Origin of the sequence: Sporosarcina sp. ACRSL (assembly GCF_022346605.1) — a bacterium.
Taxonomy (GTDB): Bacteria; Bacillota; Bacilli; order Bacillales_A; family Planococcaceae; genus Sporosarcina.
The window spans coordinates 272,526-285,454 of sequence record NZ_JAKRNT010000004.1 but is presented as its reverse complement, the minus strand read 5'-3'; the positions used below and the strand labels follow the sequence as shown (position 1 = coordinate 285,454).

Genomic DNA, 12,929 nt, shown 5'->3' with positions numbered 1-12,929 from the left:
ATGATTCATAAAAATGTTTTTCAACATATTGCGGAAAACATGAACCAATTAAGTAAATCACATAAGAAAATTGCCAACTATCTCTTGAAGAACGCCAATATGGTGCCGTTCTTCAAGGTGGCAACATTAGCGAAAAAAGCGGGTGTCAGTGAAGCCACTGTCGTCAGATTTGCAACGACTCTCGGATACAGCGGCTATCCAGAAATGCAACAACATATGCAAAACTCCATCCAACAGCAGTTGACGACAATGGATCGTTTGAAATTGTCTTCCCAAGTCTATGACGACAAAGAAAAAGTCATCTATGATATTTTTAATGATGACATCAGCAACATTAAAGCAACGATGGAAAACCTGGATGTTGAAGCTTTTCATCGAGCTGCCCAGCTACTATTGAATGCGAAGAAAATTTATATTTCAGCGAACAGAAGTACCGCTTCACTCGGTATCTTCCTTCATTATTATTTAAACATTATTCTGGAGAACTCCGAGCTGCTTGGTTCATTTGAAGTGATTTCTGAACATCTTTACAATTTGAACGAAGACGATGTAGTTATTGGAATTAGTTTCGCCCGTTACTCCAGCAGTACCATTAACACGGTAGCCTTTGCCAAGGACATGGGTGCGAGTACGATTTCCATTACGGACAATCTCCTCTCTCCCCTCTTCCAGCATTCGGATGTCACCTTAACGGCTGCAAGCGATATGCCGTCATTTATCGACTCCTTCACCGCCCCGTTAAGCCTCATTAATGCCTTAATCGTCTATTTAGGGAAAGAGCGCGAAAAGGAAGTCGAAATCCGCCTTACGAGGATGGAAGAGATTTGGAGCAAATTTGGGAGTTTTTATAAGAAAGAGACGTGATCAAGTCAGCCCTATATGGCTGGCTTTTTTATATGATAAAGATACATTGGTAAGACTACCGAGCTTCCTTTTTAAAGTACCCAGCCGAAAAATAATTCTTTTGACCTATCTATCTTTATAAATCGTAAAATCATATCCTACTTTTTCGTAAATTATGATAACCTCTATATAGGACTAAAAACATATCATACGGAGGGTTCTTAAGTATGGGAAACGAGGGGAAAATAAATATTCTTTTGGTAGACGATCGACCCGAAAATTTATTAGCCATCGAAGCAATTATTGACAAAGATGAATACAATTTAGTTAAAGCTTCTTCTGGGGAGGAAGCTCTTAAATGCTTACTAAAAGATAAATTCGCTCTTATTTTGCTAGATGTTCAGATGCCTGGAATGGATGGTTTTACGACAGCAAAAATTATTAAAGCACGTGAAAAAACGAAAAACATTCCGATTCTATTTATTACGGCCAATAATATGGAGTCAGAACATATTTTTATGGGCTATTCTGTAGGGGCCATTGACTATATACTCAAACCTGTTGATCCACTTATTTTAAAAGCAAAAGTGGAAGGGTTTGTCGATATTTACAAAATGGAACGTAAGCTTGTCCAACAAGCTGCCATGTTGACCGCTAAAACAGTAGAATTAGAGAATGCTAATAAAGATCTTTCTGAAACAACTTCTAAATTAATTTTATCTGAAGCATTAGCAAATGTTATTAGTGAAACGTCCAAAGACTCTATGATTATTTTAAGTGAAGACGGAGAAATTTTAAGGGTGAATCCTTCAGGTCAAAAGAAGCTTCAATATCACGAAACAGAGCTTCTAGGCACAAATCTTAGAATGCTATTTACCGATGACGAATCAAAGGTTTATTTAGAAAATCTATTTATGTCAATTCAGCGGTACGGAAGTATACATGGCTATGAGAGTCATAAAGAGAGGTATGTAACAAGAAAAGATGGGACAACCTTTTTGTCGGAAATTCAATTTGGATTGAAGATTATACAAGATAAAACGATCATTGCTTGTACGATACGGGACATTACGGAGCAGAAAAAAAGTGAATCATTAATTAAGCATATGGCCTATCACGATTACTTAACAGACTTACCGAATAGGCGGTCATTTAATGAAACACTCATTAGTCATTTGAAAGATGCAAGAGAGGTCAATCAACCACTAGGGATTATGTTCTTGAATATGGATCGTTTTAAATATATTAATGATTCTCTTGGTCATTCTATTGGGGATCGTGTTCTTCAAGAGGTTTCGGGTAGGCTAAGGAGTAGTGTAAGAGATCAAGATTTTTTGGCAAGAGTTGGTGGGGATGAATTCAATATTATTTTGCCTAACACAGATAGGGAAAGCGCATTAGAAGTAGCTGATCATATTTTAGAAGCACTTCAACAGCCATTGTCGGTTAATGACTATGAGCTGTATATTACAACGAGCATTGGACTAAGCATCTTCCCATATGACGGAGAAGATTTTAATGAACTCATTAAAAATGCGGACGTAGCTTTATATCGGGCGAAAGAGCAAGGCAAGAATAACTATCATGTATTCCATACAGGAATGAATATGCAGTCCTACCGCTCTTTTATTATGCAAAATGATTTGCGAAAAGCAATTGAGCGTGATGAGTTTGAACTTGTTTACCAACCTCGAGTGAATGTTGCGACTGGAAAAGTAGAAAGTGCTGAAGCTTTATTACGTTGGAATCATCCAAGTTGGGGCGCTGTATCGCCAAGCGAGTTCATTCCTCTTGCAGAGCAAACGGGCCAAATTGTCGAAATAGGAAATTGGGTGTTACATACTGCCTGCCAACAAATTAAGCGTTGGGAGAAAAATAATTACACCTCCATACGTATTGCAGTTAACTTTTCTTCACAGCAATTTATGCAAAAGGATCTTTTATCAACTGTCGAGAGAATTCTAGAAGAAACGAAAGTAGCTGCGAATTTAGTAGAGATTGAGTTAACCGAATCAGCGTTAATCCATCATGAGGAATTCATTATAACTACATTACAACGATTAAGAGAAATGGGTATTACAATCAGCATTGATGACTTCGGGACAGGTTACTCTTCCCTTCATTATTTAAGCCTTTTACCTATTCATATACTGAAAATCGATAAATCGTTTATTCAAGGAATTACGGATAAGACGAATGAAAACAGGATGATTACATCTACGATTATTTCGCTTGCAAAATCGTTAAATCTATCAATTATTGCTGAAGGCGTAGAAACAAAAGAACAGTTCGAGTTCTTGAGTTTACATCATTGTGACGAAGTGCAGGGATATCTATTTAGCCCACCTGTCCCACAACGAACATTTGAAAAAATGATGCACGAAAACGATTTGGTTTTCGACGTTGAGGTTGAGCATGATAGAGAAGTACATCAAGAGCAAATGGAAAACCCTATCCCAGCAGCATTAGAGCAACTTAAGGAGCAATATGCTATCACTGCTAGAGAACTAGAAGTTTTTGATTTACTACTCGAAGGATTAAGCAACAAAGAAATATCTCAAGATCTTTATATTAGTGAACATACCGTTAAAAATCATATTACTCACATCTTCCAAAAGTTAAATGTCTCCGATCGAGCACAAGCTATGGCGAAGGTTTACCAATATTGTGTTAATAATTCAAATAGTGTTTTCGGCATTTAGTATCTTTCCAATCAGGAAGCTGAATGCTAGAAGGGATGAGAAGTATTGAAGATCAGAACAAAATTATTGCTCGCATTAAGTCCACTGTTGATTCTCCTAATTGTTCTTATTATTTCCGGAAGAATCCAAGTGGGTAGCTATTATAAAATTAACGATACGTTGGAAACCGATTATAATCTATTCGTTTTAGCCACATCGATTCAACGAGATATTAAGGATGAAGTAATTAGTCTGCGGAATCTTTTGATTTACGAAAATGACCATTTAATCCAAGAAGAAATTACAACAATAGAAGAGCAAAGTGAACGAGTCGCCGCAAATATTGATCGGCTTGGAACTCATGCAAATACAGAAGAACAACTCCAGATTATGAGTAAGCTAAAAGATAACTATACAGAATTTGATAAATACAAGGCTCAACTAATTGAATATGTATTGAATGGAAATAGGACTTATGCGATTGCTTTAATGAACAATAATTCAAAAACTATTCAGAAACAATTCGAAGACTTGATGTCAGAGCTTACAACCTCATTTGAAACAAATATGTATACTTCCATAGAAGGTGAAAAAGACGGCTTTACAAGAAATGTTCTCCTAGAGACGATTGTATCCATTTTAATAACATCTATTATTATCATTCTGCTGTTTAGAAGTATATGGTCCTTCTCATCTAGATTAAACAGAGTAGCAACCGTAATGAATGGTATTGCGAATGGAAAGTTGGACTTGACTACAGAAGTAGAAGTAAAGGGCCAAGATGAAATTGACGAAGTAGCTACATCCTTTAACCAAATGACCGCCTCTCTAGAAGACCAAATGAAAAAACAACAAGACCTAACTTGGACAAAAACAAATATAGCTGCAATTACAACAAGTATTAGTGGAGCAAGAACTGTAGAATCATTAGCGGAGACGCTTTTATCTCAGATTGTTCCCCTTGTCGGCGGAAGTCATGCTGTTTTTTATGTAGCTGATGAAGATGAGGAAAAATCAGAGGCAATCTTTACATTACGAGCTTCTTATGCTTTTCGAGAGCGCAAACATATGACAACTTCATTCCGTCCTGGCGAAGGGTTAATAGGACAATGCGCCTTAGAAAAAACGACAATTACGTTGTCCAAAGTTCCCTCAGACTATATAACCGTGAAATCGGGACTTGGAGAAGCCACTCCTTTAACATTGTATCTTTTGCCAATCCTCTTTGAAGGTGAAGTTAAAGGGGTTATTGAGATTGCTTCATTCGAACCTATGGATGATAAAGAACAGACATTGCTTGAGGAACTCGTCGATGATTTAGGTATTATTTTGGAAAGTATTATCGGAAGAATCAAGCAGGCAAAACTCTTGGAAGAAACGCAAGTATTAATGGAAGAAATCCAAACGCAATCGGAAGAATTGCAATCTCAACAAGACGAGCTAAAAGCAACGAATGAAGAATTGGAACAACAAACGATGACATTACGTGAGTCGGAACAAAGACTCCAGCAACAACAAGAAGAACTTGAGGAAACAAATACGGAATTAGAAGAGAAGACAAATCGGTTAGAAAATCAAAATAAATTATATGAGGAAAAAAATAAACAACTTGAAAATGCAAGAATGGAATTAGAAGAGCAGGCAAGACGGCTTGCACTAAGTTCTAAATACAAATCAGAGTTCCTAGCAAATATGTCTCACGAACTCAGAACACCACTAAATAGCATGTTAATATTATCTAATTTATTGGCAGATAATAAGGAAGATACGTTAACAAATAAACAAGTTGAATTTGCGAAAACGATTCATTCGTCTGGACAAGATTTGCTCGGTTTAATTAATGACATCTTAGATCTGTCTAAAATTGAATCTGGTAAATCGATTGTAAAGGCCAGTCATGTATCCTTAAACGAGTTAGCCGAAATAATTGAAAGAAACTTTAGACCAGTGGCTAATGAAAAGGATCTAGGGTTTTCTGTTACATTGCATGATGACTTACCCGAATGTATTTACACAGATGATGCGAAACTTCAGCAAGTACTAAAAAACTTACTGGCAAATGCATTTAAGTTTACGGAACAAGGCGAAGTGAGGCTTGAAGTTTCCAATGTCTCAACTTCCAATGATCATCTCATCCAATTTTCCGTGAAGGATACAGGAATCGGCATTGCAAAAGAAAAGCGGGATCTCATTTTTGAAGCTTTCCAGCAAGTGGATGGAACAATAAGCCGTAAGTATGGTGGAACTGGTCTTGGACTATCCATTAGCAAAGAAATTGCTTCACTTCTTGGTGGTAAAATCACTCTAGAAAGCGAAGAAGGAAAAGGAAGTACGTTCTCCTTAATCATTAGCGACTACCAAGAGGAAATGATTGAGAAATTTCAAGATGATGTTCATGAGGCAGCAGCTACAGTTGAAGAGGTCTTGCCTGCAAAGAAAGATACACCAGTCTTAGTAGAACCTGCTGTGGAGAAGCAAAAAGATAATAGTCATATTGTAAAGCTACTAATCGTCGATGATGATTTGACGCAGAGAAACAGCATTATGGAACTGCTTGGTGACATGGACGTCATTATGAAGGCTGTCTCAACTGGCAGAGAAGCACTCCACGAGTTAAGAAGAAACAACTTTGACTGTTTAATTCTGGACCTAGGGCTAACAGACACAACAGGATTTGATTTGATTGAGAAAGTAAAGGATGTAAATGATCACTTAAAAGTATTTGTCTATACAGGAAGAGATATTTCACCTGAAGAAGAGCATTATTTAAATAAATATGCAGACAGCATTATCATCAAAAATCAACATTCACCACAGAGGTTAAAAGAAGAACTAGAATTATATGTGAACGAGAGAAGAACGGATAGAGGGAATGTCATCCCAGAAGATATTGATAAACAACTGAACGACAAGGATCTTGAAGGGAAAAAGGTTCTTCTAGTGGATGACGATGTTCGTAACGTTTACGCATTATCGAGCATACTTGAGCAATACGGGATGAATATTAGCTTCGCGGAAAATGGGAAAGAGGCGCTTCGAATATTGAGAGACGACCCGAGTTTCCATCTAATTATAACGGATATCATGATGCCAGAAATGGACGGATATGAAGCAATGAAACAGATTAGACAAATGCCAATTTATAAGCATCACCCGATTATCGCATTAACCGCCAAAGCAATGAAAGGAGACAGGGAGAAGAGCTTACAAGCTGGTGCATCCGATTATATTATGAAGCCCGTCGATAATGATCAATTACTTTCATTGATTAAGGTTTGGTTATTTAAACATGAAGGGGAACCTCAGTTAGTATGAATGATATTAAAACAGCGTTCACTAGTTCCCCTGAGGACCTTGAAAAAATAACAATAAATCTATTATTACAAGGGATATACGAATGGTATGGATATGATTATCGTGATTATGCCTATCATTCCATTAGAAGGAGAATATGGCATCGTGTTCACGCGGAAAAGTTAAACAGTATTCTGGAACTTTTGGACAAAGTATTGCATCACCCAGACTGCATGCAAAGGCTGACGGAGGATTTTTCAATAAATGTAACCGAAATGTTCCGGGATCCTTCGTTTTTCTTATACTTTCGCAAAGAGGTAATTCCAATATTACGGACATACCCTTCCATTCGCATTTGGCATGCAGGCTGTTCGACTGGTGAAGAAGTGTACTCCATGGCAATCTTGCTTCAAGAGGAAGGACTGTACGATAAGACTAAAATTTACGCTACAGATATTAACACAAAAGTGCTCCAAACCGCCAAAAATGGGCTATTCCCTATTTCCAATATGAAAAAGTATACGAATAATTATTTGGAGGCAGGTGGAAAGCGAGCCTTTTCCGAGTATTACAAGGTAACGAATCATAAAGTGAAATTTGATTCGTCATTATCAAAGAACATTGTCTTTGCACAGCATAACCTTGTAACAGATCGTTCCTTCAATGAATTTCACGTCATTTTATGTCGGAACGTTCTCATCTATTTTAATAAAGACTTACAAGCAAAGGTTCACGAGTTGTTTCATGAAAGTTTAGCGATGTTCGGAATCCTAGGCCTCGGGGATAAAGAAACGATATCCTTTACGAACAAAGCGGATTGTTATAAAGAATTAAGTGGTAAACAGAAGTTATATCAGAAGATAAAATAAATGCGAGAATAGAAGTACCCCTAAGATAATTGGGAGTGCTTCTGCTTCTCGCTTTTTTTAACTAGTTTTAGCCAAAAAGGCATTAGAATCGTCATAAATAAATTCGGTTTCAGGAATTTCTTGATTCCCATTTCGCAGTACGCTCATCTTATTAATGAGTGGCGCTAACCGATCCTCATCCTTCTGATTTAAAGCAGCAGCAAACCCATAGAGAAACGTATCCCCTTCAGCCTCGTCTTTCCATTTTAGCGTTCCTCCAATATTAAATTGTTCGTCCATCAGTGTAAATTTGAATCTAAACTTGATATTAGCGTGTATCGGTAGTTTTAAAGAGGACTGTATCTTCACTCCGCCCAGACTAATATCTTTAAGTAGTATTTTAGTTGCACCTAAATTTACTTTTCTGTCATTCACTTCAGTAACCGTCATCTTTCCGAGAACAGGGAACGGAAACTCGAATCGATAGTATTTTCTTCGCTCACTTTCCGGTTTAATATCGTGTTTGACAGGTTTAATATAGCCAATACGCAACAGTTTTTCATACATATCGGCTGGGACAGGTTTGGAAAAAAGATAGCCTTGAATATAATCACATTCTTTTTGTTTTAAGAAATGAAACTGTTCATGTTTCTCTACACCTTCGGCAACAATTCTCATGTTTAATCCCTTTGCTAAGTGAAGGATAGAAGAAACGATGGCCAAGTCCTTTTCATTTGTCATATTCATGTTATTAATAAATACTTGGTCAATCTTTAATGTATCCGCGTGGACTTCACGTAAATATTCCATGGATGAGTAGCCTGTACCAAAATCATCAATTGCAATTCGAATGCCAAGCTCTTGTAACGCTTCTAATGTGGAAAGGACTCGTTTGTCAATTTTCAACAATGAGGTTTCCGTTATTTCAATCTCTAAATAAGTGGCGGGGATATTATTCATCTCTAATTGCTGTGTAATGAATTCCACCAATCCCTCTTCCATCAATCGTACAGGGGATATATTGATAGAAACGGGCCGAACCATTAACCCCTTATCCTTCCAATCTCTTAGTTGACCGCAAACTTTTTGGATTACCCAGTCACTCATCGGATTAATATGACGTGTCTCCTCCGCGATCGGAATAAATTCTCCTGGAGATACAAACCCCCATTCATGATGATTCCAGCGCAATAACGCTTCGGCCCCGTATATAATTCCTTCTGTATTTACTTGAGGTTGGTAATAGATTTCAAAATCCTCATTTTCAATTGCTTTCGCGATTTCTTGTTCAAATAACAGTTCCTTATTCGAATCATTGTTTGAGTCGGATAGGAGATTTTTATGATCTGGTTGTGATGCGGGTACATCCAAAATTGCGGGCTTGTGATTATAAATGGTAGAAACTCTACTACGTTTTAGTAATTTAAATAAAAACTTCTTCATATGGATGGCCCCCTTTTGTTTCTCGAATTCTTTCCATTAATTTATTCACATCATCAAAAAACGGCTTGACAATAAATTCCGTTGCTCCTAGTCGTAATGCAGCCGTCCTATTTGTATGAGTAGAAAGAGCGGAGCACATAATTACTTTTGCTTTCGGATTGATCTCCATAATCTGTTCTAATGCTGCTAATCCATCGACATGAGGCATCGTAATATCAAGAAACACAATTTCCGGCTTTACTAATCGATACATCTGAATAGCCTCTTCCCCATTAGAAGCTTCAGCGAATTTGATGTAACCATGTTTCTGTAGAATCTGTTTTAACCAGTTCCGCATAAACCTTGAATCATCAGCAAGTAATATCATATGGTTCTCCCTCTTTCTATATTATTTTCTGTAAGTAGCTCTATATGTATTCTCATCTATCCAGCCAAAAAGAACTATCCCCCGTCCTTCTCCATTGTTCGAAATTCAATAGGAATAGAGTATAGGAAGTCCTTCTCAGGGAAATCCCTTATAGGTTCGTTACAATACAAAAAGCCATGTCTCAATAAGAGACATGGTGTACAAAAAACAGCAGGCCAACCAATCCTAAAACCGATCAACTTACTGCTCCGCTTATTAGTTTAATTCACTGGCCTTTCACTACTCTCCCCAGCTTCCCAAATCCTTCTCTCCAACTCAATCCAGTGCTTTTCCTGTTCCTCGTCTGACCACCTCATCAGAATAGCCATATACTGAATGACTTCTTTTTTCCATTTATTCACCCAGTCGATGTCGAACAATACCGCCCCTGTGCGTCTAATGAAATAATCGCTAGGGGTGATAGCCATTTCTTCTTCGATTGCGTAATGAAGGGTCAGTTTGATGGATAGCGGTAGATTGGTTTCTTTCAGCAATTTGTCCGCATACCGTATAACGGCATCCGTATTCGTACCGTATGTCGCGAGGATGGTCATAGCATCGGTTATCGAGATTCCTATCTTTTCGACGTCTTCGGCTCTATCGTGTATGAAATGGGAATAGTCCTCAGGTTTTTCGAAATTTCCTCCCGATAACTTTACATGCTTGGTCACTGATTTTGTGCTTTGCATGCCATCTGGCCTTAGTTGCTGGTAGACCATATTCGTTACTGTTTCGGCCATTTTCCGGTAGCCTGTCAATTTTCCTCCGGCAATTGTAATGAGCCCCGTTTCGGATGTCCAAATTTCATCTTTTCTCGAAATTTCGGAAGGGCCTTTGCCTTCCTCTCGGATGAGCGGGCGGACTCCTGCCCAAGCGGATTCGATATCTTCTAAGCCGAGCTGCACTTTCGGAAACATGAAGGCAATGCTTTCTAGTAAGTATTCTTTATCCTCCTGAGTTATTTCTGGATGGATTAAATCATCATGATACTCGGTATCTGTTGTCCCCACATACGTTTTTCCGTTTCGCGGGATTGCAAATACCATCCTGCCGTCAGGTGTGTCAAAGTAGACTGCTTGTTTCAAAGGGAATTTGGAACTGTCGATGACGATATGAACGCCTTTTGAATGAAATAAACTTTTCCCTTCAATAGTTCTGTCTTTCCTAATTACATTTTCAACCCATGGACCTGTTGCGTTTATAATCTTTTTGCCAGAAACATGATATCGTCTTTCAGTGAACGTATCTTTGCAATACACCCCTGATATCTTTCCATTCGTGTCATAAGTGAACGACTCTGCTTTTACATAATTCAGCAAGTCTACCCCATTCATAAACGCAGTTTTTGCCACTTCAATTGTCAATCTTGCGTCGTCCGTCCGGTATTCCACATAATAACCCGCGCCGAGCAATCCTTTTTTATTTAACAACGGCTCCCTTTGCAACGCTTCTTTGTCCGTCAGCATTTTCCTGCGCTCTTTCTTCTTAACACCTGCGAGAAAATCATACACTTTCAATCCTAACGACGTGGAGTATTTACCAAATGTACCTTTGCGGTAGATCGGCAAGAGCATCCATTCTGGGTGAGTGACATGAGGGGCATTCCGATAGACGATTTCCCTCTCCTTCCCTACTTCCGCAACCATACCGACTTCAAATTGTTTCAAATAGCGCAACCCACCGTGGACAAGTTTTGTAGAACGGCTTGAAGTACCCGCCGCAAAATCCTGCATTTCGATTAGTAAGGTATTTAAACCTCTCATACTACAGTCGAGGGCAATGCCTGTTCCGGTGATACCTCCTCCAATAATAATGACATCGTACTGCTCGTTTTCGATTCTGCCCAATAGTTCCTGTCTGCCGTTATATGAGAACGACTTCATCTTTACCACACTCCTCTACGTAAAAAGACCATTACAATAACCCTGCGAATGCAGGGATTGTAATGGCCTTTTCTCATCATCTCTGACCCTATGAAATTTTCCTTTTCCTTCTTGCTTGCTATGGTATTATAATAGTACAGTATTTCATATTTTTCGAAAGGATGAATAAACTTGAGTCTAGTTGACATGGTGGAATCCCAAATGATTGCCTCCGTTAAAAATGAGGAGGATTTACAACTCGCTCTTACATCCAATTCCAACATTGTCTTTCTGTTAACCGGGAATCTAATGACCATTGCGGACTATATTCAACAGTTACGCGCGGCCAACAAACATGTCTTTCTTCATTTGGACTTTATTGATGGGCTCTCCAATTCCAAAAATGCGCTCAATTACGTTGCTGAATATTGGAATCCTACAGGAATCATTACAACGAAAAGCCATATTGTGAAAATGGCTAAAGAAGTCGGATTACTAACGATTCAACGGATTTTCCTGTTGGACTGGGCTGCTATTAATAAAGGGATGGAGATGGTGAAATCCTGCAAGCCGGATGCGGTGGAAATCCTACCCGGTATCATCCCCAAAATCATCGACCAATTGTCAAATGAACTTGATTTTCCGATTATTGCTGGTGGGCTCATCAGTGATATTTCAGAGGTCCATGCAGCACTTGAAGCAGGCGCATTGGCCGTCTCTTCAGGCAATCCATCCCTGTGGAATTTTGATTTATAAAGTTGCTATATCTTTTACGCTTTCCAAGATAAATTCAGGTCGATCAGTAGCTGTTTCCAACATAGCGGAAGTCGTGATGCCAGTCATCACTAATACAGAATGAATGCCTGCTTCGTTGGCCATCCGGATATCCGTTTCCAGACGATCACCGACCATATAGCATTGATCCGCTTTCATTTTTAAAACATTTTTCAACACATATTCTGACATGAAGGAGGAAGGTTTGCCCGCAATCAGTTTCACCGGTTGACCGGTCGCCCCCTCCAAAGCACCTATCATCGCGCCACAGTCTGGAATTTCGCCGTCCTGCACTGGACAAGTCCGATCCGGGTTGGTTGCCAAAATTTCGGCTCCATTTCGCCATGCTTGAAAAGCATTATTCAATTTGTCATAGCTGAATTGCCGATCCCATCCTAATACAACATGTGAGGCGCTGGCGGGATTATCCGCCAGCTTTATGTTTTCATTTGCCAGTTCCTCGAATAAAGGACTTTCTCCGATTGCATATACCGAATCGTCTTGATTCATAACCGTTTTCAAATAATGCGCCGTAATATAATTTGAGTTAATGACTTCGCTTAGCTCAACCTCAATCCCTAAACGATTCAATTTCTCAACGTACTCTTTGCGATTCGCAATTGATTTATTCGTAAGGAAAACTACTTTATCCCCACGCTCTTTCAGCGTTTTGATCGCCTCCGACGCCCCGTCGATCATATGGTCGTCAAGATAAATCGTTCCATCCAAATCAAAAATAAACCCTTTCAACACCCTCACCCCAAGTAAATTATGCCTA

General features: G+C 38.8%; 9 protein-coding genes. 5 read left to right on the top strand and 4 right to left on the bottom strand.

All coding sequences use genetic code 11. From position 1 onward, the window contains the following. The 4 genes from MHZ92_RS08280 (at position 1) to MHZ92_RS08265 (ending at position 7,687) form a co-directional block, all read left to right on the top strand. Complete coding sequence (locus MHZ92_RS08280; RefSeq protein ID WP_239431198.1) at positions 1 to 864, top strand: MurR/RpiR family transcriptional regulator; 864 nt, start codon at positions 1 to 3, stop codon at positions 862 to 864. 206 nt (positions 865 to 1,070) lie between these two features. Further along, positions 1,071 to 3,545, top strand: a complete 2,475-nt coding sequence (locus MHZ92_RS08275) for an EAL domain-containing protein (protein ID WP_239431197.1) — start codon at positions 1,071 to 1,073, stop codon at positions 3,543 to 3,545. A gap of 45 nt (positions 3,546 to 3,590) precedes the next feature. Beyond that, the gene (locus tag MHZ92_RS08270; RefSeq protein WP_239431196.1) at positions 3,591 to 6,839 is read left to right on the top strand and encodes a response regulator; all 3,249 of its coding nucleotides are present in this window, start codon (positions 3,591 to 3,593) and stop codon (positions 6,837 to 6,839) included. Continuing rightward, the gene (locus MHZ92_RS08265) at positions 6,836 to 7,687 is read left to right on the top strand and encodes a CheR family methyltransferase (protein ID WP_239431195.1); all 852 of its coding nucleotides are present in this window, start codon (positions 6,836 to 6,838) and stop codon (positions 7,685 to 7,687) included. The genes MHZ92_RS08270 and MHZ92_RS08265 overlap by 4 nt, the downstream gene beginning before the upstream one ends. A 57-nt stretch (positions 7,688 to 7,744) precedes the next feature. Here MHZ92_RS08265 and MHZ92_RS08260 read toward each other — a convergent pair whose 3' ends face one another. The 3 genes from MHZ92_RS08260 to MHZ92_RS08250 form a co-directional block, all read right to left on the bottom strand. Continuing rightward, positions 7,745 to 9,109, bottom strand: coding sequence for an EAL domain-containing protein (locus tag MHZ92_RS08260; protein WP_239431194.1), 1,365 nt, complete (start codon positions 9,107 to 9,109; stop codon positions 7,745 to 7,747). Continuing rightward, positions 9,090 to 9,476 (bottom strand): response regulator, encoded by a 387-nt coding sequence (locus tag MHZ92_RS08255; protein ID WP_239431193.1) that lies wholly within the window; start codon positions 9,474 to 9,476, stop codon positions 9,090 to 9,092. Before MHZ92_RS08255 ends, MHZ92_RS08260 begins: the two co-directional genes overlap by 20 nt. A gap of 260 nt (positions 9,477 to 9,736) precedes the next feature. Continuing rightward, a complete protein-coding gene (locus tag MHZ92_RS08250; RefSeq protein WP_239431192.1) occupies positions 9,737 to 11,398 on the bottom strand; it encodes a glycerol-3-phosphate dehydrogenase/oxidase in 1,662 nt (553 codons plus the stop codon). A gap of 171 nt (positions 11,399 to 11,569) precedes the next feature. On the opposite strand from MHZ92_RS08250, the gene MHZ92_RS08245 reads away from it, so the two are divergent. After that, on the top strand, positions 11,570 to 12,133 hold the full coding sequence (locus MHZ92_RS08245; protein WP_239431191.1) for a glycerol-3-phosphate responsive antiterminator: 564 nt from the start codon (positions 11,570 to 11,572) through the stop codon (positions 12,131 to 12,133). Here MHZ92_RS08245 and MHZ92_RS08240 read toward each other — a convergent pair. Beyond that, positions 12,128 to 12,904, bottom strand: coding sequence for an HAD-IIA family hydrolase (locus tag MHZ92_RS08240; RefSeq protein WP_239431190.1), 777 nt, complete (start codon positions 12,902 to 12,904; stop codon positions 12,128 to 12,130). The genes MHZ92_RS08245 and MHZ92_RS08240 overlap by 6 nt on opposite strands. Between the last annotated feature and the right edge of the window lie 25 nt (positions 12,905 to 12,929).